Origin of the sequence: Streptomyces sp. NPDC102270, assembly GCF_044766405.1 — a bacterium.
Classification (GTDB): Bacteria; Actinomycetota; Actinomycetes; order Streptomycetales; family Streptomycetaceae; genus Streptomyces.
In genome coordinates this window covers 1-25,103 of the sequence record NZ_JBIWLX010000009.1, presented here as the reverse complement: position 1 = coordinate 25,103, position 25,103 = coordinate 1, and the positions used below count along the sequence as shown (strand labels likewise).

The 25,103-nt window shown below is 69.0% G+C and carries 23 protein-coding genes and 4 pseudogenes; 13 read left to right on the top strand and 14 right to left on the bottom strand.

What is annotated here, in order from left to right; all coding sequences use genetic code 11:
* Positions 1 to 128: 128 nt before the first annotated feature.
* Positions 129 to 626 (top strand): spore-associated protein, encoded by a 498-nt coding sequence (locus ACIRP7_RS19655; RefSeq protein ID WP_403660787.1) that lies wholly within the window; start codon positions 129 to 131, stop codon positions 624 to 626.
* 160 nt (positions 627 to 786) lie between these two features.
* Here ACIRP7_RS19655 and ACIRP7_RS19650 read toward each other — a convergent pair whose 3' ends face one another.
* From ACIRP7_RS19650 to ACIRP7_RS19630, 5 genes and pseudogenes are all read right to left on the bottom strand, one after another.
* On the bottom strand, positions 787 to 1,563 hold the full coding sequence (locus tag ACIRP7_RS19650) for a polysaccharide deacetylase family protein (RefSeq protein ID WP_403660784.1): 777 nt from the start codon (positions 1,561 to 1,563) through the stop codon (positions 787 to 789).
* 806 nt (positions 1,564 to 2,369) lie between these two features.
* Positions 2,370 to 3,134 (bottom strand): ArnT family glycosyltransferase, encoded by a 765-nt coding sequence (locus ACIRP7_RS19645; protein ID WP_403660782.1) that lies wholly within the window; start codon positions 3,132 to 3,134, stop codon positions 2,370 to 2,372.
* A gap of 212 nt (positions 3,135 to 3,346) precedes the next feature.
* Complete coding sequence (locus tag ACIRP7_RS19640) at positions 3,347 to 3,607, bottom strand: GlsB/YeaQ/YmgE family stress response membrane protein (RefSeq protein WP_403660779.1); 261 nt, start codon at positions 3,605 to 3,607, stop codon at positions 3,347 to 3,349.
* Between the two features lie 293 nt (positions 3,608 to 3,900).
* Positions 3,901 to 4,663: pseudogene (locus ACIRP7_RS19635) on the bottom strand (class I SAM-dependent methyltransferase).
* Positions 4,664 to 5,387: 724 nt separating this feature from the next.
* On the bottom strand, positions 5,388 to 5,699 hold the full coding sequence (locus ACIRP7_RS19630) for an ATP-binding protein (RefSeq protein ID WP_403660776.1): 312 nt from the start codon (positions 5,697 to 5,699) through the stop codon (positions 5,388 to 5,390).
* 272 nt (positions 5,700 to 5,971) lie between these two features.
* On the opposite strand from ACIRP7_RS19630, the gene ACIRP7_RS19625 reads away from it, so the two are divergent.
* From ACIRP7_RS19625 to ACIRP7_RS19615, 3 genes are all read left to right on the top strand, one after another.
* Positions 5,972 to 6,865: an aminoglycoside phosphotransferase family protein gene (locus ACIRP7_RS19625; RefSeq protein ID WP_403660773.1), complete on the top strand. Its 894-nt coding sequence runs from the start codon at positions 5,972 to 5,974 to the stop codon at positions 6,863 to 6,865.
* 356 nt (positions 6,866 to 7,221) lie between these two features.
* Positions 7,222 to 7,476 carry a MarR family transcriptional regulator gene (locus tag ACIRP7_RS19620; RefSeq protein ID WP_403660770.1) on the top strand — a complete coding sequence of 85 codons (255 nt, stop codon included), beginning with the start codon at positions 7,222 to 7,224 and terminating at the stop codon, positions 7,474 to 7,476.
* A gap of 392 nt (positions 7,477 to 7,868) precedes the next feature.
* Positions 7,869 to 8,000 (top strand): hypothetical protein, encoded by a 132-nt coding sequence (locus ACIRP7_RS19615; protein ID WP_403660767.1) that lies wholly within the window; start codon positions 7,869 to 7,871, stop codon positions 7,998 to 8,000.
* A 253-nt stretch (positions 8,001 to 8,253) separates the two neighbouring features.
* On the opposite strand, the gene ACIRP7_RS19610 is transcribed toward ACIRP7_RS19615, so the two are convergent.
* On the bottom strand, positions 8,254 to 10,320 hold the full coding sequence (locus tag ACIRP7_RS19610; RefSeq protein WP_403660764.1) for a PQQ-binding-like beta-propeller repeat protein: 2,067 nt from the start codon (positions 10,318 to 10,320) through the stop codon (positions 8,254 to 8,256).
* Positions 10,321 to 10,619: 299 nt separating this feature from the next.
* Between ACIRP7_RS19610 and ACIRP7_RS19605 the strand changes: the two genes are divergently transcribed.
* The 6 genes from ACIRP7_RS19605 (at position 10,620) to ACIRP7_RS19580 (ending at position 18,351) form a co-directional block, all read left to right on the top strand.
* Entirely contained in the window at positions 10,620 to 11,186 is a 567-nt protein-coding gene (locus ACIRP7_RS19605) for a hypothetical protein (protein ID WP_403660761.1), read from the top strand.
* Between the two features lie 106 nt (positions 11,187 to 11,292).
* On the top strand, positions 11,293 to 11,718 hold the full coding sequence (locus ACIRP7_RS19600; protein WP_403660758.1) for a hypothetical protein: 426 nt from the start codon (positions 11,293 to 11,295) through the stop codon (positions 11,716 to 11,718).
* Positions 11,678 to 11,992, top strand: a complete 315-nt coding sequence (locus ACIRP7_RS19595; protein ID WP_403660755.1) for a hypothetical protein — start codon at positions 11,678 to 11,680, stop codon at positions 11,990 to 11,992. Before ACIRP7_RS19600 ends, ACIRP7_RS19595 begins: the two co-directional genes overlap by 41 nt.
* A 171-nt stretch (positions 11,993 to 12,163) precedes the next feature.
* Positions 12,164 to 14,194, top strand: coding sequence for a WD40 repeat domain-containing protein (locus tag ACIRP7_RS19590; protein ID WP_403660749.1), 2,031 nt, complete (start codon positions 12,164 to 12,166; stop codon positions 14,192 to 14,194).
* A 630-nt stretch (positions 14,195 to 14,824) separates the two neighbouring features.
* A complete protein-coding gene (locus tag ACIRP7_RS19585) occupies positions 14,825 to 15,271 on the top strand; it encodes a hypothetical protein (RefSeq protein WP_403660746.1) in 447 nt (148 codons plus the stop codon).
* A gap of 194 nt (positions 15,272 to 15,465) precedes the next feature.
* Positions 15,466 to 18,351 carry an AAA family ATPase gene (locus tag ACIRP7_RS19580; protein WP_403660743.1) on the top strand — a complete coding sequence of 962 codons (2,886 nt, stop codon included), beginning with the start codon at positions 15,466 to 15,468 and terminating at the stop codon, positions 18,349 to 18,351.
* Positions 18,352 to 18,489: 138 nt separating this feature from the next.
* Here ACIRP7_RS19580 and ACIRP7_RS19575 read toward each other — a convergent pair whose 3' ends face one another.
* Both ACIRP7_RS19575 and ACIRP7_RS19570 read right to left on the bottom strand, forming a co-directional pair.
* Positions 18,490 to 19,149, bottom strand: coding sequence for a transposase (locus tag ACIRP7_RS19575; RefSeq protein ID WP_403660740.1), 660 nt, complete (start codon positions 19,147 to 19,149; stop codon positions 18,490 to 18,492).
* Positions 19,150 to 19,353: 204 nt separating this feature from the next.
* On the bottom strand, positions 19,354 to 19,518 hold the full coding sequence (locus ACIRP7_RS19570) for a hypothetical protein (RefSeq protein WP_403661802.1): 165 nt from the start codon (positions 19,516 to 19,518) through the stop codon (positions 19,354 to 19,356).
* On the opposite strand from ACIRP7_RS19570, the gene ACIRP7_RS19565 reads away from it, so the two are divergent.
* Complete coding sequence (locus tag ACIRP7_RS19565) at positions 19,441 to 19,767, top strand: DUF6300 family protein (RefSeq protein WP_403660737.1); 327 nt, start codon at positions 19,441 to 19,443, stop codon at positions 19,765 to 19,767. The genes ACIRP7_RS19570 and ACIRP7_RS19565 overlap by 78 nt on opposite strands.
* Positions 19,768 to 19,880: 113 nt before the next feature.
* Here ACIRP7_RS19565 and ACIRP7_RS19560 read toward each other — a convergent pair whose 3' ends face one another.
* The 4 genes from ACIRP7_RS19560 to ACIRP7_RS19545 form a co-directional block, all read right to left on the bottom strand.
* Entirely contained in the window at positions 19,881 to 20,111 is a 231-nt protein-coding gene (locus tag ACIRP7_RS19560) for a hypothetical protein (protein ID WP_403660734.1), read from the bottom strand.
* Between the two features lie 10 nt (positions 20,112 to 20,121).
* Positions 20,122 to 21,417 (bottom strand): pentapeptide repeat-containing protein, encoded by a 1,296-nt coding sequence (locus ACIRP7_RS19555; RefSeq protein ID WP_403660731.1) that lies wholly within the window; start codon positions 21,415 to 21,417, stop codon positions 20,122 to 20,124.
* A gap of 189 nt (positions 21,418 to 21,606) precedes the next feature.
* Entirely contained in the window at positions 21,607 to 21,912 is a 306-nt protein-coding gene (locus ACIRP7_RS19550; RefSeq protein ID WP_403660727.1) for a hypothetical protein, read from the bottom strand.
* A 52-nt stretch (positions 21,913 to 21,964) separates the two neighbouring features.
* On the bottom strand, positions 21,965 to 22,126 hold the full coding sequence (locus ACIRP7_RS19545) for a hypothetical protein (RefSeq protein ID WP_403660724.1): 162 nt from the start codon (positions 22,124 to 22,126) through the stop codon (positions 21,965 to 21,967).
* Positions 22,127 to 22,432: 306 nt separating this feature from the next.
* Between ACIRP7_RS19545 and ACIRP7_RS19540 the strand changes: the two are divergent.
* Positions 22,433 to 23,159 (top strand): annotated as a pseudogene (locus ACIRP7_RS19540) (Tn3 family transposase); the annotation flags it as partial.
* 111 nt (positions 23,160 to 23,270) lie between these two features.
* Here ACIRP7_RS19540 and ACIRP7_RS19535 read toward each other — a convergent pair.
* Positions 23,271 to 24,018: pseudogene (locus tag ACIRP7_RS19535) on the bottom strand (MFS transporter); the annotation flags it as partial.
* 117 nt (positions 24,019 to 24,135) lie between these two features.
* Here ACIRP7_RS19535 and ACIRP7_RS19530 point away from each other — a divergent pair.
* Entirely contained in the window at positions 24,136 to 24,798 is a 663-nt protein-coding gene (locus tag ACIRP7_RS19530) for an IS6 family transposase (RefSeq protein WP_403661735.1), read from the top strand.
* Between the two features lie 76 nt (positions 24,799 to 24,874).
* Here the strand turns inward: ACIRP7_RS19530 and ACIRP7_RS19525 are convergent.
* A pseudogene (locus ACIRP7_RS19525) lies at positions 24,875 to 25,103 on the bottom strand (IS630 family transposase); the annotation flags it as partial.

The following is a 25,103-nucleotide window of genomic DNA, read 5'->3' as shown; positions in this document are numbered from 1 at the left end:
TACGCGGAACCGTCCCGTAGAAGAGGTCGGGCTGTTTGCCGATGGCTCTTGAGGAGAGACGGCCACGGACCCGTTCGTTCCGTGTCCGGAGTCGGTAACCGGTGCCGGTGGCCTACAACGCTGGTCGCGTGACGACGGTCAAACCCTTCGAAGTCGACAAGCTGTTGGAGCTGTCGACGAAACGGGGGATTCACATGAACATCATTCAGCGTGCCGCAGCGGTCGCAGCGGTCACGGCCGCCGTGGTCGGCGCCATGGGGGCCGTCGCACCGCAGGCAGGGGCGGCGACACCCCTGGCGAAGTACAACGGTGTCTGCGGGGCGGGATACACGGTGGTCGACTCGGCACCGGTCGGTACGGCGGGCACGGTCTACCTGACGTACAACCCGTCCACGGGACAGGACTGCGTGGTGACCGTGCGCGCCCGTTCCGGCACCGCCGTGTCCATGCTGGCGGCGGTCACGGACGCCCAGGACGTCGACCCCGAGTTCGATGACGGTTTCTACAAGACCTACGCCGGTCCGGTGTACATCGGCCACCCCGGGCACTGCGTGAGCTACTGGGGACGGATCTCCGGGCAGAGCGGGGGAGCGAACAACGTGCACTGCACACCACTGACCGACTGAGCGGTTTTGCTGCCGATCCCGCCGTCGGCCAGCACAAGCCTCCCCACGAACGTCCACAGCTGAAGTGGGAGGCCGAACGAGTCACCGGAGCTCGGCGAAACCGTGGCCGCCGCTCCCGTGGCAAGGGCCCAGGAAGGCGGCCGTTTCGCGTGTCGGTCTGTCACTTGTAGATCTTGCCGGGCTGGGCCTTGGCCGGAGCGAGCAGCTGGGAGACGGTCACGAAGGTGTAGCCCTGCTTCCTGAGCGCCTTCAGGATGGAAGGCATGGCCGGCACGGTGCCTTTGTGCAGCGGGTGGAGCAGGATGATCCCGTCGCGGTCGGCGCCCGCGAGCACGCGCTTGGTGATCAGCGCGGTGTCGTCCGTCTCGTAGTCCTTCGCGGTCACCGTCCACAGCACCTGCGCCATCCCCAGCTCTTTCGAGACCTTGGAGACGCGGTCGTCGGTGCGGCCCTGGGGCGGGCGCATCAGCGTCGGCTCGCTGCCGGTGATGCCGAAGATGGCCCGTGCCGTGCGGCGCAGCTCGTCGCGGATCTGCGCGTCAGAGACATCGGTCAGCACCGCGTGCGTCCAGGTGTGGTCCCCGATCTCGTGGCCGTCCGTGGCGATCCGCCGCACCACATCCGGGAACTTGTGGATGCGCCGGCCCTCGAGGAAGAACGTCGATGGCGCCTTGTACTCCTTCAGGAGGTCCATCAGTCGGTCGGTGGGTTGGCCCGGGTTGCCGTCGAAGGTGAGCGCGATGCACTTGACCTTCCGGCAGTCCACCTGCCCCGACGGTACGACTGCTCCGGACGCGACCCGGTCACGTTCCTCGTGCGGGGAGAGCGTCTTCATCTTGTTCGCCTGGATGGCCATGGCGGCGGACACCGTCACGGCCGCCACCACGGCCAGGGTCAGGAGTATGAGTAGGCGAGGCCGTCTCTTCGGAATCTTCACCCCGAGGAGAGGATTTCCGCTCCGCAAGGGTTGCTCAGCGGCCTCGATAGTGAGGCAGGACACGTGTGTGCAGCGTGTTTCGAGTGCGCTGCGGCGCCACCTCGGCGGCGATCCGCTCCGGCGCCTCTCCGACGGGTTCTGCCGCCGACGGGGACGCTGGTGTGCCTCGCGCCGTGCAGCGGCCTGCTGCGGCCGCCGCCAGGCTGGCCGCTTCGGCTTCCGCCTTCGCGAGTTCCTTGCGCAGCCGGGCGGCACGACCCGCCGCGTCAGCACCGCGGCCACCCTCCGCCTCGTCCCCATCCTGTGAACTGCCTTGCTCCCGTGGGCAGTAGACGCCACGGACGCCCCGCGGCCCCAGTTCAGGCGAATCCCTCCATGACCGGAAGATCACCTGCCATCGAACACGCCACCGGTCGGCACGAGCACGCCCATGACCAGCCATACCAACCCCGAGGCCTGCAACTTCAGGATGTGAGAACAGGGGGCGCAAGAGGCTCAAGGCGGAACTGAGTGAGGGCGGCGGCAACTGCGCCAGGGGTCAGGCAGGCTGCGGATGATCAGCTCGTTCGCGTGCAGCAGCACCCGCATCTGACGCCCGTTGAAGTGGACCGGCGCCGAGCGGGTGTTGCCGCGGACACTGAACTGGCAGTCCTGGTAGCGGCATGTTCGCACCCACTCACTCCCTTGGCCTTGCCGCGGGGGCCGGGTTCCAGCGTCGCGAACGTCAGGGACGGAACCCGGTGAGAGGCTCTTTCAGGCGTGCGGCGCGTACCGGCCGCACGCCTGGTGCGGGCGTGTGTCAACCGTCATACCGGTCGAGGGTGCCCTGCGTGTCCGCACTGTTCCCGCCGCACGCCGTGGCCGGTACGGCGGTACAGGCGGTCTTCACCCAGGAGCGCACACCGGCGAGGGCCGGCAGGACCACCCAGGCCTGCAGCATCTTGGTCTGGAAGCCCACCCCGATCCAGGCACCGGCCGCCAGCAGCAAGCAGCAGTCTGGCACCGAGCACGGCCCGCTGGCAGGCGTCGGCGGCCAGGACCAGGCACATGGTCAGCGCGCCGTCCTCCATCGAGTGCCCGAACATCGACGCCAGCACGGGGATCAGCGTCATGATGCCGGCGGCGAGGAGACCCGGTACGGGACCGGACCAGCGCCGCACCACGCGGTAGGTGATGAGCACCGTGACCACGCCCTCGACGACCTGGGGGAGCGTCAGCGACCATGCGTGGAAGCCGAAGACGCGGGCGGAGAGCGCATGCGGCCACCGGAACCCGGCGAGCTTGTCGATGGTGAGGGTGGCGCCCGGGTCCAGCGCGCCGTAGAAGAACGCCTTCCAGCTCTCCGACATGCTGCGGGCGGCGACGGCGTAGAACGGGGCGTATCCGCTGGTCGTGATGTTCCAGGAGTAGAGCAGGGCGGCCAGGGCGGCGACGGCCTGAAGTGCCGGACGTGCCCAACGTGGCTGGTCCGCGGGGGACTTCCACACCTCCCAGCCGCGCCGGACGTCGGCTTTCGGAGGGGATGTGGGTTCGGGTAAGGAAGCGGTGGGGGAGTCGAGAGCGGTAGTCATGACGGTCCATCACTCTCGCGTAATGAGGTGTCCATGGCAGAAATGGTAGGAGCGACTCCGCTGTTCAGACCAGAACGGCCGCCGGCCGGGGACGGACGATGAGCGGGTGATTCGAGGCGCCTGTCACAGCGAAGGTGCCCCGTTCGTGACGGACGGCCGTACGCGCCTCGGCCGGCCTGCCGTTCAACAGAAGGCCGGCCGAGGTCCGCACATCAGCCGTGGCGGTGGGAACGTCGGTTACCGGTGACCACTCGGTACAGCACGAGCAGGATCAGGGAGCCGACGATGGCGGCTGTCCAGGTCGACAGGTCGAAGAAACCGTCGATCGAGTCGACACCGAGGATCACCTTGCCGAGCCAACCCCCGAGCAGGCCGCCGACGATGCCGATCAGCATAGTGATGATGATTCCGCCCGGGTCCTTGCCGGGAAGCAGAAGCTTGGCGACCGCGCCGGCAAGCAGGCCGAGCAGCATCCACGCAATACCTTCCTCACCCGGATGCGCACGGACGGGATAGATGAACCTGAAGTAAAGGTGACCGGCTTGAGGTGGACGGCTCCGTGGCGCATACCCCGAGCTCACCGGGTTGCCTCGCCAACAACTGAGCGAGGTGATCGACGCGCTGACTCCGGCACCGGACGTGTGACAGCCGGGGTCACGGGCCCAGTCCGGTGCCGGAGTGGCCGGAGACGTGCCGTGATGTCGCCGAGCGGGTGGACGTCATCAGCCATGCGGACATCCGGGACCTGAGTGCGGGCGACCTGCCTTCAGGCCGCGGCGCGGAAGACGTACGCCGTCATCGGGGCGGTAACCGGCCCCGGACCCAAGCGGGCCGTCATCTCCTCGATGACGGTGGCCCGGACGGCCGGTCCGCCGCCGCGCTCCTCAACGGCCGCGCGCACCGGTGTACCGGTGAGGTACCCGGTGGCGAGGTCGGCGGTCGACGCGGCCCGGCCCTGAAGTGTCAAACTCCTGCTCGTCCTCGACAGCGAAACCGGCGGCCGCCAGATCAGCGGCCACGACAGCGGGATCGCAGTAACCGTGCGGAAACGTCGGAAAGAACTGCGGCGGGTCGACGGGAAAGGCCCGCTCCAGCCCGGCCTGCAGCGCGACTTCGAAAGCGTGCGTCACGAGAGGGCCCCAGGTGTTGAACAGGAACCGGCCGTCCGGCGCCAGCACCCGGCGGATCTCGCTGAAGGCCGCGACACGGTCGGGAAAGAACATCACGCCGAACTGGCAGACCACCAGATCGAAGCCTCCGTCCGGGAACGGTAGCCGCTGCGCGTCTGCCTGCCGCCACACCGCGCCCGGGGCCCGGGCCGACCCGAACGTGACCATGGCCTCGTTCAGATCCGTGGCCGTCAGCTCGACCGAGGGCGCCGCTGAGAGCAGGACCGACGTCAACGCGCCAGTGCCCGCGGCCAGTTCGAGGACCCGGCCAGGACTGAGCGCCGCCGCCCGGGCGGCCAGGTCCTCGGCGAAGGGCCGGAAGACCACCGGCACGAGGTACTGCTCGTAGGCGACCGGCATGGACTCGGACCACCGCCGGTCTGCGTTGATTCCTGTCACCTCATGACGGTAGCGCTGCGTCGGGAACCCTCCTCCCCGCCCCGCCGCCACGAGGTGCGATGGGGAGCAGGAGGGGTTTGTGAACTGCACGGCGTTCTGAGCCGGAGCAGTGTCGGTGATCCCGGCCGTCGTACAAGCTGAACACGGCTGCCGGCGCCCCGACGCCCGCCGTTTCGGAGCGTCGAGGTCGACACAGTCCCACTGCCCCCAGAAGTCCGGTCACGCCTCACGAGTCAGGGGTGTGCGTCAGGGCCTGCCCGTCCGAGTACTCCCTGGCGCCGCCCCATCGCTGCTCGGAGCGCGCCTCTCCGTGCGATAGTCGTAGTACGCCCACACCGCAACCGCCGTGCAGGCCGTAAGCCCGGCTGTCACGGTCCGTACGGACCCGCTGGTCAGAGCCGCGGCCAGACCGGTGAATCCCGCGCCGCAGAACATGAGCACGCGACTGACGAAGCGCTGCTTGGGCGGTTGGGGCTCCTCTCGGTCCTTGAGATCATGCACGGCGTCACGAGCTGGATGGGCGGAACCGCGCCGGACTCGGGCCCGGTAGGTCAGCCCATAGCTGATCAGCGCGTACAGTGCGACAGCCCCAAGGGTCCAGAGCCAGGCGTACGGGTCGTCACTTGATCCTCGTGCCAGATACATGAAGCTGCCCTCCACAACCGGCTCGACCGGTGAACAGAATTCAACTGAGGCTGTCGTTACGGTCGGTGGCGGCAGCAGGGTTGGCGGGACGGAAGCAAGCCCTCACCGTCTTACCGTGCCGCTGGCACCTCATTCCCCACCCGTCGGCGAGCTTGCGCACGATGGACACTCTGCGGCCGGAGACCGCGCCCTGGTCCGGTTCGCGCTGCCGTGGCAGCGACGAGTCCTCGTCGTGGACGCTTACCTGAAGACAGTCACCGTCCCAGGTGAGGACCAGGTGTGCGTCGCTGTGCGCGTGGATGTGCGCATTGGTGATCAGCTCGGACAGCGCCAGCACGATGGAGTCCACCATGTCCGGTTCGGCAGCGGTCCAAGGCAGGGACTCAAGACGGCTGCGGGTCCACTCCCGTCCGATGGGCGCACTCCTTCGCACATGGGGAACGAGTGCGCCCACCTCATCACCTTCACCGCCACTGTCCGACTTCCTCCCCTAGGCCCACCAAACGTTGCGTGGACGCTCCGTGTACCCGGCCCCCGAGCCGACAGGCATGACGAAGCCGTTCTTCGAGGACGCAGTCGATATCAGGTGAATCCGCGCCCGCCTCCTCGGTACTGTGACGTGGCATGACCGCCATCGAGATCACCGCCGACCTGGTTCGCAACCTCCTGCAGGAGCAACATCCAGACCTCGCGGGCCTGGCCATCCGTGAGGTGGCCGGCGGATGGGGCAACCAAATGTGGCGTCTCGGGGACGAGCTGGCCGTGCGCATGCAGCGTATGGACCCCACCCCGGAGCTCCAGCTCAAGGAGCGGCGGTGGCTCCCCGTGCTGGCCCCGCGCCTGCCGCTCCCGGTTCCGACCCCGGTGCGATTCGGCGACCCGTCCGAGCGGTTCCCCAAGCACTGGACCGTGATGACCTGGGTCTCCGGTGAGCCGCTGGACCAGGTCTCGATCAGCCGAGGCGACCATGCCGCCGGCGCGTTGGCGGGCTTCCTTCAGGCGCTCCACGTGGAGGCGCCCCCCGAGGCGCCGATCGCCGCGGACCGCGGTGCCCATCCCAAGAACTGCACGGACGGCTTTGAGAACTTCCTCCAGGCCGTGGCTCTCGATCGCGACATCGCCGCCGACGTCCGGGCCGTCTGGGGCGAGGCCGTTGCGGCTCCGGGGTGGGACAGTCCACGAGTGTGGGTGCACGGCGACCTCCATCCGGCGAACGTCGTCGTATCGGACGGAACGCTCTCCGGGGTCGTCGACTTCGGCGACATGTTCGCCGGTGATCCGGCGTGGGACCTCGCCGCCGCTTGGGTGCTGCTCCCCGCGGGCACGGCCTCACGGTTCTTCGACATGTATGCGCAGGCCGACGAGGCGGCGATCCGGCGTGCCCGCGGACTGGCTGCCATGAAGAGCCTCTTCCTGATGCTGATGGGGCAGAACGGAGATCGCGGTCTTCCCGGCGGCAAGCCGCACTGGGGACCTGTAGGCCGGGCGGCACTTGATCGTGTTCTGAAGGGCGTTTGACGCACGCTGCGTTGGGATGCCCAAGTACACGGCCACCTGCCGCCCGTTGGCTCGAGCGATCCACTGCATGACGCTGGGCTGGGCGGCGTCCCTGGAGGGCTACGCCGGCCCGGCGCGCAGCGCCTGTGCTACGTTGCGGCCATGGTTGCTCCTGCACATGCGCGGTACGTCTGAGCATCGTGCCTCCCCGCCTTCCTCTATGAAGGCGAGCGTGACTTTCTCCGTAGTCGCCGTTCGGCTCTGACCCGTCGTTCCTCACGTCTGGTCGCCGAGACGGCACCACATCTGGAGAAACTCAGCTATGTGCAGTTCCAGCTGCTGGCCCGCCTCGGGGACTCTCCGACGGGCAGTCACGCATGACCGACCTGGCCGACGGGGTCGTCTACAGCCGCAGCGGCCTGACCTACCAGGTGGACCTGCTCGAAAGGCAGGGCCTGCTCGTCCGCGCTCCCTCGCCCGACGACGAACGGGTGGTCAGCGGCCTGCTGTTCGAGCCGCTTTCGCGCGACGACGTCGAAGCTCTCGCCGGCCTGCTTGCGCCGGTGCGGGACCACATGCGCTCGATGCCGTCTCGCTCGGCCGCGCCGCGCCTCCGCAAAGGCGGAGCATAAGGACTCGACCCAGACCACGCAGTAGGGACACGACACGTCGGCGACACGCTGTCAGACGTTCCTGCGATGATCCCCCGTCATGGGGAGATACCCTCGGCCCGCATCGTATGGAAACCCGTCCTCACCGACGCCGAGTCGATCGTCGGCGACATCTTCGGCTGGTTCGTCCGCACCGGGTTCCCCGCAACCGTGTTGAAGGCCCAACTCGCACCGTTCGCCTGCGGCTTGGTCCGGAGGAGCCCTACCCCCCCAGCACAAGCCAGGTCTGCCACGACGAGGGCGCAGGCACGACCGAGGCCCACGGCCTGCATTTCGGTGGGGGCGTCCTGAGAGAGGTCGGCGGACGTCGCTGATTCGTTCAGGTGAGCCTGCACTGGTCGAGGGTGCGGGCGTTGCTGCAAGACCAGACGGCGATGCACAGAGTGCATGTTCTGGAAGAACTGCTGTTCCTCTCGAGCGACGTTGTGGCCGCCGAGCCGGTCGAGGTGATCGACAAGGTCGTGGCCGGGCGACGGCCAGGCTGACGGTCTGCCGAGCTACGAGTGCTGGGCCGATCGACTACATGGCTCCGCCTGCGGACCCCCGCGCTTTCAAGCGTCGCAGTGCCCAACACCGAGTCGGAGACCGTGTCACGAGAAGTGCACCGGAGCCCCACGAAAGTGGCGCGGCCACTCGTGGCCACGGCGTTACCGCAGGATCGCCATCGCCCTCACCGAGCCGCAGCTTTCCACGGTCCACCCCGCCGCGCGGTGCTCGCGGGTTCTCTGGGCGCGGGCGTCAGGTGTGAACCGCGTACAGGAAGTTGTCCTGGCTGCTGACGTACACGGTTCCGTCGGCCACCACGGGCGACGAATTCACCTTTCCGCCTGCGTGCAGCCGCCAACGTTCCTCACCGGTAGCCGCGTTGACGGCCCAGAGCGACATGTCCTCGCTGCCTATGTACACGGTTCCGTCCGCCACCGTCGGCGACGATTCGCGCGCGGCTCCGGTCTCCTGCTTCCAGCGTTCCTTCCCGGTGGCCGCGTCGACGGCCCACAGGTACCAGCCGTTGCTGCCCATGTACACGGTCCCGTCGACGACCGCCGGCGTGGACCATGTGTCCCTGCCGTAGGACCGCTGCCACCGCCTCCCGCCGCTGGCGGCGTCCACCGCGATCAGGCCGCGGTCGCCGCCGACGTAGACGGTGCCGTCGGCCACTACCGGTGAGGTGTAAGGCGGAGAGTAGGTTTTCACCCCCCACAGCCTGTTTCCCGTGGCGGCGTCCACCGCCCACAGGGAGTCGCCGGGGAAGCTGACGTAGACCCGGCCGTCGGCCACCGTGGGGGAGGTGAACTGGCGGTAGGCCCGTGGTCGGCGCGGTCGTAGCCGCTGCTTCCACCGCCTGCGGCCGGTGGCCGCGTCCACGGCCCAGAGGAACCCGTTCCGGCCGGCTGTGTACACCGTGCCGTCGGCCACCGCCGGTCGGGTATCTCTCACATAGTCGGTCGCACGCTTCCACCGCACATGGCCGGTGGCCGCGTCCACGGCCCACAGGTGCCTCCCGTTACCGACGTACAGGGTGCCGTCGGCAATCACCGGTGATGAGTCGAACAGGCGGGCGGACGTCAGTCTCCACCGTTCCTGGCCTGTGGCGGCGTCCAGTGCCAGCAAGCCGCGATAGGAGCTCAGGTACACGACGCCGTCGGCGACAGCCGGCGTGAAGTGTCCCGCACCCTTGACCCGCACTCGCCAGCGCACGGTGCCGCCGATCGGGGCAGGGGCTGCCGGAGCGGATCCTCGACGGGGGCCCGTTCGCAGCGCAGGGGCCAAGGCAGCGCGGTTGTCCTGGGCAGGGGCTTCGCCCGGCCGGTGAGCCCGTACGGCGTAGAGGTGCTCGTCGAGACTGTCGATGTACACCGTGTCACCCCTCACCAAGGGCGTGGAGTGCACCGGCCCTGTGGTCCTGACCTTCCACCGTGCCTGGCCCGTGGCCGCGTCCACCGCCCACAGGCGCCCGTCAGCGCTGCCTGCGTACACCGTGCCGTCGGCGACTGCCGGCGTCGCGTGGATCTCACCGCGGGTCTTCAGCCGCCACTTTTCCCGACCGGATTCGGCGTCCACCGCGACCAGGTACCAGCCGCTGACACCGGCGACCACGATGCCCTCGGCCACTGCGGGCTTCGCCCACACGGTCCCTCCCGGGGACAACCGCCAGCGTTCCTCGCCCGTCGCCGCGTCCATCACGACCAGGCCCTCGCGATTGCCCACGTACACGCTTCCGCCGGCTACCGTCGGCGTCTGCTGAACACCCCAGCGGGGAACGACATCCCATCGCCTGGCTCCGGTGGCGCTGTCCAGCGCCAGCAGGTGCCCGCCCCCGGCCGCGTACAGAACACCGTCGGCCACCGTGGGTGGTGGATTCAGGAACGTGCGACGGTCCACCACCTCGACGTCCCAGACTGGCCGGCCGGTGAGCCCGTCCAGCGCCCACATCCGGCAGTCGTGTGCGGCGTACACGATGTTGCCGGCCACCGCCGGCGTCGACATGTTCGTCTTCATCCTGGCCTTCGACTGGCGCGCTCTCCACTTCCAGCGCACCTCGCCGGTCGTGGCGTCCACCGCCGTCAAGTAGCCGGCCATGTCGGCGAAGCACACGACGCCGGTGCCGGCCACCGGCGATGACTCGATCGTGGAGTCGTTGCGCAGTGTCCAACGCCGCTCTCCGGTCCTCGCGTCGATCGCTGCCAGAGTGCTGAGGTCCTCGGGGACGTACACGGCGCCGTCGGCCATCGCCGGCCTCCGGTGGAGGATGCCCCCACCAGGCACCCTCCACAGCGTCCTGTCGCTGACGTCGACACCGGCCACCGCTTCCCCCCTCACCGCGCGCCGTTCGCCTTCGCGGCCGCCCGGCGCCGTGCGGCCGGCTCACCGAGCAAGCCGACAACGCACCGAACCCTGACATCTGGCGTTCGTGGAGCGCATCCGTGAAACCACGTAGCCTCACGGCCCGTTGGCTGCGGACTCCGTCCTTGGCGGGTTCAGTCGGGACCGGGCGCACAGCCCTGGCGAAGCAGTTACGTGGTTTCACGGATGGCTCGCGGCCGCGTGGCCGGGACACTGATCACACGGGGCTTGTCGGAGGGCGGGAACGATCGGGGGGTGTTGTGCGGGAACTGGACCATGCGTGGGGGAGCGCGGCCGCGCGCGGCTTCGGCCACTACGAGGGCTTCGCGTGCCCCGAGAAGTCGCCCGACGGACCCTCGTGGGTGTTCTGTCTGCCCGTGGCCGCGGGGTCCGGGGTCCTCGTTTTCCGTCTCCTGCACGGCCTTGACGAGGGTTACCGGTGGCTCCGGCTCTCGGGTGCCGTCCTCTTCCTGATGTTGGCCGCGTGGTGCGTGGTGATGGTGTTTCTGCCCCGGTACCTGCGGCGGCCGGGCGGCCCGGCGCCTCGGCTCTACTGTTTCGAGGACGGTGTCGTGGTGGCCACTGGCCGCACATTGCGGCCCTTCGGCTGGCAGGAGGTCTCCGTCGACAGCGTGGAGTGGCGGGGGCACGAGGACCAGGGAACACGTATCACCGTGAAGGGACCTGACGGCAGCGTCCTCGCCCTGTTCCCCCGGAAGGAGATCTACGCCAATGGGGCCTGGCGGATCGAAAGCCTCCACAAGGCCGCCGTCGCGGGGGGTGCCGCAGACGGCGGCCCAGACCATCACGACCACAGCCCGGGCTGACCGATGGCGAGAGCTGCTGGTATGTCATACGGCCTGTTCCGAAGGGAGCGCGCCTCCGTTGCGGGCGCACTGCCCCGGGACCGGCTTCACCAAAGGAGCACCAGGCATGCCAGAAGGTTCCCCCGGCTCACCGCTCGACGTCTGGGACATGGCATGCCTGCTCGACGCGGTGGCCGAAACCGTCGACCATGACGTGGCCCTCGCCCCGGCCGGCCGGGCCGAGACACTGCTCGACACCGGCGGCGGCCTTGATCACGACATTCTGCTGAGGTCCGTGAGACTCCTGTTGGCCCGGCACGGGTACGTGGAGCGGGCGAGATCCCTCGCCGACCGGCTCGACCCCGATCTGCGCGTGGGGCGGCAGGCGGAGATCGTCGGAGAGCTGGCCCGCTGCGGCGACACGGACGCGGGCGAGGCTTTCGCCCACTCGATCAACGACCGTGGGGCACAAGCCAGGGCACTGATCGAAGTAGCCCGGGAGCTGGCCCGGTATGGCGATCCGGGCCGAAGCCGTCGCCCACCGGATCGATGACCGCTGGGCACAAGGCGAGGCGCTGGTCGCGGTCGTCCGGGAGCTGGTGCGGTATGGCGATCCGGGCCGCGCCGAGACCCTCGCCCACGCCATCGTCTACCGCGCGACACGCGCCCGAGCACTGACCGCACTCGCGGAGCTGTCCGAGCCCTCCCTCGCCCGGAGGCTTGCTGCACAGGTTGTGGTTCTCGAAGGCTGGGCCACTGTCCTGCCGGTTCTGGAGCGGGTCGTGCCCGGTTCAGTGGCGGTTGTCGTCGATCAGTTGACGAGCTGATCGGCGGGCGAATACGCCACAGTGCCGGACCGCACGTCACCGCGTTCTGCCGGGCCACGGCATCTCTCTCCCCCCGCAGGTGCTTCGCCGGGAGCAAAGGGTTGCCAACCACCCTGTCCCCTTGTTTGTCACCTCCCCCTGTTTGTCACCGCTGATTGTGAGACTCGCGTCATGAATCCCAAGCTGCCCTTGCACAGCCCTCGTTGGCGTGACCTCGACGGGGTGACAGCCGAGGAGGTGAAAGCGCTCCTGGAGCAGATGGCGTCCACGGCTGCCACCGGCACCGGCGATGAATGGCGACAGGCCTGGACGTACATGACCGACAGCCTGATGGATGTCGGAACCGTGTCCAATGGGGCCTACGCGGCCCTGCCGCATCTCGCCGAGGCGGCAGCGGCCCTGCCTCCGGGACAGTCCGTGGATTTCTGGGTGGACATGGGATTCATCGTGACCGCGGAGGACAGGCCTCCCGTCCCGGCGGATCTCGAGGCCGGGTTCAGCGTCGCACTGCATCTGGCCGAGCGGGCGGCCACACGTAGTCTCCTTGCCGCAAATGCTCCCGCACCGGTCTGCGCCCACCTTGTGCTCTCCTGCGTGGCTTTCGCCGGCCACCATACGGGTGAAGCGCTGTGGAGGCTTCTCGATCCCAAGGCAGGCGGCCTCCTGCTGTTGTGTCCCGGGTGCGGGAGCGATACCGAGTTCCCCGACTTCTTTGTGGACCCGGTGTGTCCGCCTTTCGAAGCTCCGCAGCTTCTTGAGCCCCTCCCTGTTCGCCAGGGAGAGCACCCGTGGGGCGAGGTCGCCGCGACGTTGCGGGAGGTGGCGCTGGGGGAGGGTTGGGAGCCCTTCCTACGGGTGGCACGCCAAGTCGCGGAGACGGGAATACCCTCCGGAGCACCAGGGCAGGCCGTGCTGTGCCTGGTCGCCGGCATGGTCGCGGTCAAGGGCACCCCGCAACCGGCCGCGCAGGAATGGGCCCGCGAACTGATGATGTTGACCGGGTACTTCCGCTGCTGGGACTGCGAGCGGACATGGACGATCGCTGACGGCCTGACGGAGACCCCGGACGGTGCGCGCCCTCGGAACCATCCGACGGCAACGTGGACGGCCTCCGACGGGTCGGCCGCCACGTTCGAGCCGGCGGCCGACCGAACACGCGAAGTGGCGACCCGGTTCCGACAGGACGGGAGCGCCCTGCTCGCGGGCGACGGCACATCCTGGGGCCGCATATCGGTGTTCTCCGATTCCGAGCCCGGTGGGCCCCGAGGTGTCGACGCGCTGACGGTGGTGCCCCGCCCGGGTCAGCCACCTCTCGTGGCCGGCGGCGGAGACAGGGGCGTGGTGTCTTTGTGGGGTGTGGCCGACGGCCGACTCGTCCAGGAACCGCTGCCAGGCCATCCTGACCGCATACGTTCGATGACCGCGCTGCCTCTGCCCGATGGCCGCATCCTTCTGGCGAGCGGAGGCGACACCGGGACCATCGCCCTGTGGAATCCGCTCACTCGGCAGCCGGTTCGTGAACCGGTCGGCAACTGGACCGGTGGGGTGACCGGAATGTGTACGGCGACCGTCCCCGACGGTCGGACCCTGCTCGTCACCGCCACACCCCGAGGCGCGGTCAGGTTGTGGGACCCGCTCACCGGTGAGTCCGTCGGGCGCCTCAACCCCTACGGCAGTCCGATCCAGTCGATCGCCGCCGTCCCGATCTCCGCCGACCACACGCTGATCGCGGCCGCGGACAGCGGGGGCCGCGTTCATGTGTGGGATCCGGCCGTCAAGGACCCGTGGGAACGAGGCGTGGCCGTCCAGTTGAACGCACATGCGCTGAGGGACGCCGACCACCGTGTGGCAACGGTGGCGGCTGTGCCCGCACACCACCGAACGGTGCTGGCCACCGGAGACAACCGCGGCGTGGTCATGCTGTGGGACCTTGCCACCGGTGCCCCGATCGGCGACGGTCTGCCCGTCTCGACAGGCACCGCCGGCCCGTCGGTCATCACCGGCACCACCCTGCCCGACGGCCGCACCGTCCTGGTCACCGGCAGCAAGAGCAGTCGCAGACTGCGGATATGGGAACCGGAGACGGGCGGGGTGCAGCACATCGCCCTGGAGGTGGCGCTCACCTGCCTGGCCACCGCAGGTCCCGAGCTGATCGTCGGACATGACCGCGGAGTCCTCAAACTTCCGCTCGCCAGGAACTGAACCGTTCCGGGCGTGCAAGGCCGCTCGGCGACGACTGCGCAACAGGTGCCGCCACGTGTGTCACGGGCGACATCCAGTCGTACCACTCAAGCATCTGTGCGCCACTCAGCCGTGGCAGGCGTACGCCTGTGCCAGCCCTGGTCGCCACCTCGGATCCCACCGGGGGCTGCGCGGGAGAACGGCTACCCGACAGACAACTGCCCCGGCTGCCCCGACCGCCCACGCACCGGCACAAGCAACTAACCCCAAGGCCCGTGCAATTAGGTGTGGGCCCAGTACCTCTACGTGCACGAGTCAGTAATTTCCCCGATGGATCCGGGGCTGCGTCTTGCGATCATCGTGAATCGCGTGACGCGGGTGGTCGGTGCGGAGGGGGCAGTACCTGAGGGCTTCCCGGAGGCGGCACGTTGCCCTGGAAGCGTCGGCGAAGGCGCTCGGGTTAGGCCAAGGGGGACGAGCGTCGCGATTTTTCGGGGGACCAGCCGTCGTCACATGCCCCCAGGCTCGCCCGGATCGCCGGAAAGTCGACTCAGCCGCGAGGTCGCGCAACGTCGGACAGGCGAGGCATGCACGGTCGTCCGACGAGGCTGGCGAACGGTCCAGCGTTTCACACGAAGAGAAGGATGCGCCATGAACCTTTCGATCCGCTCCCGTCCCGCCGTGCGGGGTGTTCTCGTCATGACAGGCACAGCTCTGCTGCTCACCGCCCTCGCCGGCTGCTCCAAGGACAAGGAGACGGTGGCGGACTGGGCCAAGGATGGCGGCCACAAACACATGAGCGCCATCGCCACGGATGTGAAAACCCTGGGTGAGGTGAGTGGACAATTTGCCGCGGACATCGCGCCGCGCTGTAGTCAGGTGCTCGATGACGTGAAGGCGGCGAAGGCATTCCGTGACCCGCCTGACAAGCTCGCCAACGATTGGCAGGAGGCGCTCAACCAGGTCCAGACGGCCGCTTCCCACTGCCTGCGCAACGTCAAGGCCGGCAGGGGGGCGGACCTCGTCGAGGCCATCGACGCCCTGACCTCGTTTCGCGCATTCCTCAGCGGGTTCGACCTTGCCCTCAGCCAGTCCTGATCCGCGCCGTGCCCTGCGCCCGACTCGTCGGTAGAGGTCCTGTGATCTCACAACGAGCTGAGTACACAACGGTGTTCTGACTACCCCGGCTTGCTGCCGCGTCCAAAGCTTCGTCCGCAATGTATGTCAGTGGTCCCTTTTAGGATGGGCGGGACTGCAGAGATCGACTGTGCGGGCAAGGCGGAGGCGAGCGCGTGGCACAACTGGTGGGCAGATCAGTGGAACTCGCACGGCTTGACGCCCTGATCGCGGGTCTGGACCGGCCCGGGGCCCCGGCGGTCGTCGACATCGCCGGCGAACCCGGCATCGGCAAGAGCCGGTTGCTCAGCGAGGTCTGTGCCACGGCCCGCCAGGCCGGATTCACCGTGCTTCGCGGCCGGGCCACGGAGTACGAACAGCACCTCCCTTTTCAGGCTTTCGCCGACGCGCTGGCCGATGTCGACCCCGGCATCATGGCCGCTGACCCTGCCCTCCCCGAATTGGACCTGGTGCTGCACGGCATCCGGAAGGCCCCGGGCGAGGCGTCCGGCTCGGGTGCAGCTGCCCGCTTGGGGCTGCATCGTGCGATCACCGCGTTCTTCACACGCCTGGGCGAGCGTGGTCTGATGTTGGCCATCGATGACCTGCACTGGGCGGACCCCGCGTCACGGGAACTCGTGGATCACCTGATCCGGCATCCTGCCCGCGGCCGGGTCCTCCTGGCCGTGGCCCGGCGGATCCGGCAGACCCCCACCTCCCTCACCGCGGCACTGGCGCGCGGCACCGACAGCGGAGACGTACTCCACATCGAGCTGGGGCCGCTCCCCGAGGACGAGTCCCTCCGTGCGTGGGCTCGTGACATCCCCCAGTACCAGGCACAACAGCTGTACGCCGCCAGCGAGGGCAACCCCCTCTACCTGCTCGCACTGTTGCACGCCTACCGGAGCGGAGCGCCTCTGCACACCATCCTCGCCCTCTCCGATACGACGGACGCCGTCGGAGTACCCAACGGACTCGCAGCCCTGCTGCTCGACGAGTTGTCCACGCTGACCGCGCCACAGCACCGTGTCGCCGAGGCGGTGGCAGTGCTCGGCGACCAAACCACACCCGCCATGGTGACCGAATCGATCGGGCTGTCCGGCAAGAAGGTGGAGGAGGTGGGGGAGCAGATCCGCGCACTGGTGGCGCGAGATGTGCTGCGCACCGGGCCGGGCGGCCGCTTGGCATTCCGCCACCCGCTCGTGCGGGCCCTTCTCTACGAGAACACCGAGCGAGGCCGGCGGGCCGAGCTGCATCATCGGGCTGCGCAGGAACTGGCCCGCCGTGGTGCTCCCGCCACCGAGCGGGCCCATCACGTCGAACGGTCGATGACCGGATGGGATGACGAGGCCGCGGCCACGCTGGAGGAGGCCGCCGAGCAATGCGTGGCGACCGCGCCGGCCACCGCCGCCCACCTGCTGCACGTCGTACTCGCCCACATGCCGGACACCCCCCACCACGTCCGAAGGCGTGGCGAACTCGTCCTGGCGCGCGCCCAGGCCCTCGGCGTCAGCGGGAACCTCCGAGAGAGCCGGGACCTGCTGCACCACCTGATAGAGGCGTCGGGCAAGGACCATGCCGACCTCCGTACGGCGGCCATCGCCCAGTGCGCAGTGATGGAGCGGCACCTCGGCCACTCTCCGGAGGCCACTGCCCTGCTGCTCCGGGAGCTGTCCCACCAACCGGGCCCCGCACCCGGGCAGGCAGTCTCCCTGAGGCTCGCCCTCGGCATGTCCGCCCTGCTGACCGCCTCGTATCCCGAGGCACGCGCGGATGTGGCAGAAGCCGTTTCCATCGCAGGCTCCGACGACAACCCCACGGGTGAAGCGGCGGCCCTTGCCCTGGCGGCCCTGGGAGAGGCGTACGAGGGCGAGACGGAAGCGGCCGCCCGATTCGCCGACGCCGCGTCCCGACTCGTGGATGCGCTGACCGACCCCGGCCTCACGGATCTGTGTGAGTCGCTGGGATGGCTGGCCTGGGCAGAAGTCCTGCTGGAGCGCTATGCGGACGCGGAGCGGCACTTCACCCGGGGGCTCGCCATCGCCCGGCGAGGTGGTCGGCTCCACGTCCTGCCGCACCTGCTGACGAGCAAGGCCTTTGTCCACCTCACCACCTGCCGCCTGCCGTCCGCACTGGAGGCGGCCGAGGAAGCGGAGACACTGGCGCGGGCCGCGGGCAGCCCCGACCTGTTGGGGTTCACCCTCGCCATCAAGACGCTGGTGCTGCTGCTGGGCCGTCCCTTCGGGGACGACAGTGCCCTGACCACCGCCGAGGAGGCAGTCGGGGTGACCAGCGCGAGCAAGGGCTGGTGGGCCAGCCTGGCGTGGTGCATGCTCGGGCACGCGGCGTTCGTGAGCGGCGACCCGCACCGCGCTCAAGAGGCCATTATCGCGGCCGGCGGGGGCCGTGAACTTCCCTTGCTGCAACCGTCCATCCGCCCGGGCCAGCTGGACACCCTCACGGGCGCGGCCCTCACCGCCGGTGACGTCGACCAGGCCGGACGCTGGGCCGCACAGGCGACGCGCGAGGCCGACCGGCTCGGTCTCGACGGGCAGCGCGCGGGCGCCCTACGAGCCCAGGCCTCGCTGGCCGAGCACCGCGGCGACACTGACAAGGCTGTTCGTCTCCTCGAAGCGGCCGCAGAGCAATACATCCGCTGCGGCCAGAGCCTGTGGGAGGCGTACACCTTGCTGCGCGCGGCACCCTTGGTACAGCGCAATGGTCAGGGCACGCGCGCCGCCGCCATGTGGCACCGCGCCCATCGGATCGCCGTCGGTGGCGGCGCACGCCTGCTCGTGGACCTTGCCGAGTTGACCCGCCCTCAGGTGATGTCCAACGCGCCCGCCGTACCGGCTGAGCTGGCAGAACTGACGACACGTGAGGTCGAGGTGGCCGGACTCCTGGCGGAGGGTCTGAGCAACCAGGACATCGCCGCCCGACTCCACCTCAGCCGGCGCACCGTTGAAACGCACCTGTCCTCGGTCTACCGCAAGCTGTCCGTACCTTCCCGCTCGGCACTGACCCGCCTCATCACGCGCGTCGGGCTGGGAGTTGGCTCGTGAGTGGTCCGGTACTCCGTGTACCCACACGGATCGCAGTGGAAGGCCGCGGGGACAACACCCACGACTGGTTGCTCACGACCCGGGGGTTCGTGAACAGGCTGTGAGCTCGACTCTGTCGGGGATCTTGGAGTTGCCGAATCAAGTGCCTGAGGTTCGCCAGGACTTCGGCCGGGGTAGTTCGTGCTGGTCGAGGTAGTTCTGGAAGGCGGTCGGCTGGCGGGGTGTGGGTGCTTCCTCGGTTGGTGCCAGTCCGCTGAGGCGCTCGATGTTCACGGCGATGGCCGTCAGGACGTGCTGGATGTGGGCATTTCCCTGTCCTCGGTAGCGGCAGCGGCGCATGCCGTGTCCGTGGGCGAACTCGTTGACGGTTCCCTCCACTCCGGAGCGCACCGCGTAGCGGGTCTTCCACTCGAGTGTCTGCTGCTCGGCGCGGACGCGGAGTTGCAGGTCGCGGAGTTCTCGTGGGGGAAATCCCACGGTCCGGGCGCTGTCGGCGGTGGTGGTGCAGCGGGTGCGGGCAGGGCAGGGGCGCCACTGGCTCTTGGTGAACCTGGCCACGATCAGCGGGGCGGCGGTGGGTGAGGAGGTCGGGTAGGGTGCGTGCCAGCCCGCGCTGATCTGGCCCTGGGGGCAGGTGACCTGCCGGCGGTCGAAGTCGATGTGGAAGTCGTCCCGGCCGAAGCCCTCGTTCTTGCGGTGCTGGCGGGTGGGGTTGCTGCGCAGCGGCCCGGAGACGGTGACCTGGTGTTCACGGGCGGCTTGTTCCAGGTGGGGCAGGCAGGTGTAGCCGGCGTCCACCAGGTGCTCGGCGGGCAGTAACTGATCGTTTCAGAATGAAGTTCGCTGTGGGGCTTGGCAGTTATGTGGTGTGTCGGCAGTATCTGTTGGGTGTCTGCTGATCTTGTCCCTGATGACCTGTGGGAACGTGTGGCTCCGCTACTGCCTGCTCGTCCGGCGAGGTAAGTCTGCGCCTTGCTCCACGGGAAGGGGACTGCATGTCCTTCACCTGGCGATATCTCGTACGCCCTCAGCCGGATCGGCAACCTTGACGGCAGCTTCGACGACGTCAGTGACGCAGAACTGGCCCGTTTGCGCCCTGCCGAGCGCGACGCCGAGGAACAGCCGGCCCGGCCCTGTTCCCGCTGCGGAGTCGATCTCCTGCTTCACTGGCACGGCCCACTCGGGACCGGTGTGTGGATGGAGCTCTGTGTGGCCTGCGAAGCGCACCGTCCCGCAGCCCGCGCCTTCATCCGCTGGCACCGCGACGCCGACCGTGACCCGAGGGCCCTCCCTCAACTGTTCGAGGACTGGGAGGCCGAGACCATGCGCGCCCACGGCTGGGTTCGCGCTAAGGAACCCGAGGCTCCCTTCAGTCCACCTGCCCCGCCCGGCCTCACACCGCGCGGCCGAGGCTGAGCGTGGTGTCAGAGGAGTCGAGCCCCCGCGGCCGCAGCATGGCAGCCTCGGCGAGAGTCGTGCCATCGTTGCCGTACGCCAGCGGGCCCGTGATTCCCGCGATGGCGGCCGCGCTACGGGCGCCGGTCGGCTGGTGCAGTCGGGCAGGCGATCACCGGGAACGCCACCGTGTGCCCGCCCGCGGTGAACGTGATCGCTGCGGGGCGCTGGGCCCAGAAGGGGGAGACGCCGATGAGTGGGTCGCCGTGCTCGCTGTTGAGGAGGCGCAGCCACACCTCTGTGCTGGTAATGCCGGCGCGGTAAGCGGTACGGAAGACGACTCGAGTGGCGATGGGCGAACTCAAAACTGGCTCACTAGGGGCCTGCCGTCGCCTTCTTCACATCTGGGTCCGCAGCGAGACGCTTCGGCAGTCGGGTGTCCTTGTCGAGCTTCGCGAACAGGAGTTGTTGCACGGTGATGTTGACGCTTGTGTCCGGCATGTTTTTGTAACGGCCCTCAGTGGAGACGTCTACCAGATCCGCGCCCCGCAGATCGACCTCGGAGATGTCCGCTCCAGTGAAATCGGCGGCACCCAGCGTCGCACGACGCAGGTCCGCCTTGTTCATCCGTGCGTTGCGCAGGTCCGCACCCGTCAGGATCGCGTCCCGCAGATCGGTGAGTCCGAGCTCGGCCTTCTGGAGATCCACCACAGGCATGACGGCCTCGCGCAGATCCGCGAACGACAGTTTGGCGCCGCTCAGGTCCGTACCGTCCAGGTACGCGGCGCGCATATGCGCGAGCGTGAGCGTCGCCCCGCTCCAGTCCGAGCCGATCACGTCGACATCCCGCAGCTCCGCACCGGTCAAATTCGCTCGGTGCATCACCATGTCGGCGAGCCTCGCGTCACTCAGGCGGGCCTCGGTCAGGTTGGCCTCACTCAGGTCCGCGCCGTCGAGGACCGTGTCGCGCAGGTCGGTGTGGCGGAGATCCGCTCCCGTCAGGTCGGCGTGACTGAGATTGACATGACGCAGATACGCCCCCCGGAGGTCCACGACGGCCGTACCGTCATGCCGACCGTCTCTGGCGCCCAACACCGACAGGGCCGCCACGACATCCCGGTGCGGAGACGCCGGGGCGGGTACGTCCTTCGTCGGTTTCGGGGCGTGCGCGCGTATATAGGCGGACAGGACGTCGATCACGGTGGGCTGGTCGCGCGGGGAGTCCTGCATGATGCGCTGGAGAGCGTAGACGCCGCCCAGGCGCACATCCTCGGAGTCGTCGCCGATGTGTTCGACGGCCGCGTTGAACCGGTCGGCTATCTGTCCTTCCCGCGTGATGTGCTGCTCGCTGTCGACCTGCCTGATCGACACCCAGGCGAAGGCGGCAACGGCGAGGGAGGCAGTTGTGGCCAACAGCCCGACGGAGCGCTCCAGACGGGCCCACCAGCTCGCGCCCTCGGCGCCACCGCCGACCTCGTCAGAGCGGGATCCGCCGCCCGCAGCCGAGCCGGTGAGCGCGCGGTGCCGCTCAGCGGCTCCGGCGCGCTGGCCCGGCCGCCGCGCTCCCAACGGTGCCCGCGCTCGCGTGCCCCGCGGCTGCCGCCTCCGCCCGGCGATGCGCTGGAGTTGCGCGCGACGCGCTCCTGCCCGCGGTGTTCCCCTCGTCGTCATGAACACCAATGTGAACCACCGGCGGGCGGCACACCAACCACCCCTCCCTCCTAAGCGCGACCCCGCCGGCCCCAGACAAGGGCCGTGGACGGGGCCGCCGCTGGCGGTCCGTCAGAGCCCGTCGCGGCTCCAGCTTGCCGCGACAGATCGCAAGAACCGGGCTGACGTGCCGGGCATGAGTCGTGAGCCCTACGGCTGGTGGTGCTCCCGCCAGGCGCGGCACAGCGCGTTGAACTCCTCCTGGCGTTCGGCGAGGAGGTCCTGGGGCCGCTGCAGGTGGCAGTCGAGGTAACCGTCCTGGAAGGTTTCGAAGCCGATCCGCTCCCATAGGCGGCTCAGTTTGGCGGCGGCTTCGCGATGCTGTTCTTCTGTCAACTCGCGGCCGTCGCCCTTCCCTCGATGCCGGCCGCGCGACGGGCGCCGGTCGGCTGGTGCAGTCGGGCAGGCGATCGCCGGGAACGCCGCCGTGTGCCCGCCTGCGGTGAACGTGATCACGGCGGGCCGTTGGGCCGAGAAGGGGCAGACGTCGATGAGGTGCTCGCCGTGCTCATCGTTGAGGATGCGCAGCCACGCCTCCGTGCTGGTGGATGCTGGCGCGGTACGCGGTCATGTCCCACGGTTCGGTGGTGAACCCGCAGGTGTCGGCGCGGGCGATCACGGTGTCCGGGGCGCCGGCCGTGGACATGTGCAGAGCGGTGCCGTCGTACACGAGTCGGATCCCGTCCTGCTCAAGGTCTCGTCGTCGGGAGGCCTGGCGCAGGAGATCGCACAGGTCCCGATCTTCAGCTGAGCCATGGCCTCGCCCTCTGCTCGAAGTCACCGCCGAGTCGGCGGCCGTCGCCACCTCGATCGCCGGTCCCGCTCACGAGGGTCACAAGCCGAAACGCCAGAGGTGGGTGAAGCGGTCCAGGACGGTCTCGGCATCGATCTCGTTGTTCCCCACGCGGGTGAGTCACATCGGGACGGTGTCCAGGCGCTCGCAGACCACGACGCTCTCGGGCTGATGGGTCAGGTAGCAGCGGCTCTCGGCGCGATGGTCGTGCGCGGCACCTCGCGCGACAGCCTCTACGCCCTGGACACCCTGCTGAACCTCGACGGCGGCGTGCGCCCGGAGATGGTGGCGACCGACAACGCCTCCTACTCGGACATGGCGTTCGGCCTGTACAAGATGCTCGGCTTCCGCTTCGCCCCACGCTTCCGCGACCTGGCCGGACATGCTCCGGGCGGCCGGGTCGCTCATCACCAACCAGGTCCGGGCCTACGACCTGCTGCGGACGTTCGGCCGCGAAGGGCACCCGACCCCCCTGGGGGCCGCGTTCGCCGAGTACGGGCACATCGACAAGACCATGCACCTGCTCGCCCTGGTAGACCCGGTCGATGACACCTACCGGCGCCTGATGAACCGGCAGCTCACCGTGCAGGAATCCCGCCAACGCCTCGCCCGCGCGATCTGCCACGGCGGCCGCGGCCAGATCCGCCAGGCGTCCCGCGAAGGACAGGAAGATTAGCTCGCTGCTCTCGGCCTGGTCCTCAACGCCGTGGTCCTGTGGAACACCCGCTACCTGGACGCCGCCGTTGCCCGGCTCCGTGCCGAGGGCAACGACATCAAGGACGAAGACGTCGCCCGCCTCTCCCTGCTCAAGGACCGGCACATCAACTTCCTGGGCCGCTACCTGTTCAACATCAAAGCCAGCGGTCCCGGCCAGGGCCTGCGCCCCTTCCGGGACCCGGACGCCGCCGAGGACGACGAGGAGCGATGGCCAGCGCACCCGACCGAGCTGGCCACTCGTTGCGCCCCGCGGGGGCCTGGCACCCGACGCACCCGACGCGTTGTGACGCCTTCGCGGCAGGCGTCACAACACGTCGGGTGCACTCTCCTGGGCGGGACCTTTGGATGCCGGGTGATCCGGAACGCCGGCCGGGGCGGCGGCCCGCAGCGCCGCATCGACTCGGCGGTTGCTGGTCATGGTGGCCGTGACGGCCGTCATCGCCAGGAGGAGGACGGCGGCGGCGTTGAGCGGGGTGCGGATGTCGTAGGTGGTGGCCAGCCAGCCGCCGAGGAAGGCCCCGATGGGGGCGGCGCACATGGCCAGCATGCGGGAGGTGGAGGCGACCCGGCCCATGAGGTGGGCCGGGACGATCGCCTGTCGGAGGGAGGGCCCGAGCACCATCGTGGCGCCCATGCCGGCCCCGCAGACGGCGAGCGCCAGCCCAGCCACGTACGGGTTGGGGGGCAGCGGCCAGGCCCAGGATGGCAAGCCCTTCGACGGCGGCTGTGCAGGTCAGCGCGGTGCCGGTGCCGAGTCGTCGGCCGAGGTAGGAGACGATGCCTGCACCGAGCAGGCCGCCGGTGGCCTCCGCCGTGAGGAGCAGGCCGAAGCCGTAGGTGTCGATGCCGAGGCGGTCGTGGGCGAAGAGGGCGAGGACGGTCTCCACAGGGAGGAAGGTGACGTTCCCGATCGCCGGGCGCAGTGCGAGCCCGAGCAGCAACCGGTCCCGGAAGACTTACGAGGCCCCGGCCCACGCCTGCCGAAGCAGCGATTCGTGGACCTTCGGGACGGGCCGTGGCATGGCGGGGAGCGACCGTACGAGCGGTGCGGAGGGCACTGTCACGTTGGCTGACCGGTGGGATGATCTTCGGGTCGATCAACCTGGGAAGGGTCGTCCGTGGGGAGCGCGTCGCCGTCGTACAAGGGTCACCGGTAGCCGGTCGAGGTCATCTCCCACTGTGTGTGGCTGTACCACCGCTTCGCGCTGTCGTTCCGCGAGGTCGAAGAGCTCATGCTCGAGCGCGGCGTGACCGTCTCCTACGAGACGGTGCGGCGGTGGTGTGGCAAGTTCGGGCAGCAGTACGCCAACGCCCTGCGCCGCCGGCAGCCCCGGCCTGGGGATAAGTGGCATCTGGACGAAGTCTTCATCAAGATCAACGGCGAGCAGCGGTACCTGTGGCGGGCCGTCGACCAGGACGGCAACGTGCTGGACATCCTGGTGCAGAATCACCGGGACAAGGCGGCGGCCAGGCGTTTCTTCCGCAGGCTGATGAAGAAGACCGGCGCGGTGCCGCGGGTGGTTGTCACCGACAAGCTCCGCTCCTACAGCGCGGCCCACCGCGAGGTTATGCCCTGCGTCGAGCACCGGCAGTCGAAGTACCTCGACTACCGGGCGGAGAACAGCCACCAGCCCACCAGGCAGCGTGAACGGGCGATGAAAGGCTTCCGCTCCGTGGGCGGGGCACAGCGGTTTCTGTCCGCGTTCAGCGGCATCTCACCCCACTTCCGGCCACGCCGCCATCTGATGACGGCCTCCGGCTACCGAGCCGAGATGACTGTCCGCTTCGCAATCTGGGAGCACATCACCGGAGTCGCCGGCCCTACCGCCTGAGCACAGCCCGGAACCGACTCCACCACGCCGCACCACACCATCAGGCACCTACCCCCGCAACAACGTGACAGCGCCCCATGAAATGCATCCGCCCCTTCGTGCTGATCGCGGACATCGCGTTCGCCGAGAAACGGTTGCCCGAGCGGCGCACGATGGGGGGTGCACCCCTTGGCGCCCCAGGTACGACGGTGCCTGGTCGGAGCGGATGCCGACCTGGGCGGCGAAGAGCACCTCGCTGCCCTCGGCCTTCGCCTTCGCACGGACCGCCGGCCAGGTCTCCTCCCGCCAGACGCGCACCGCCGCCG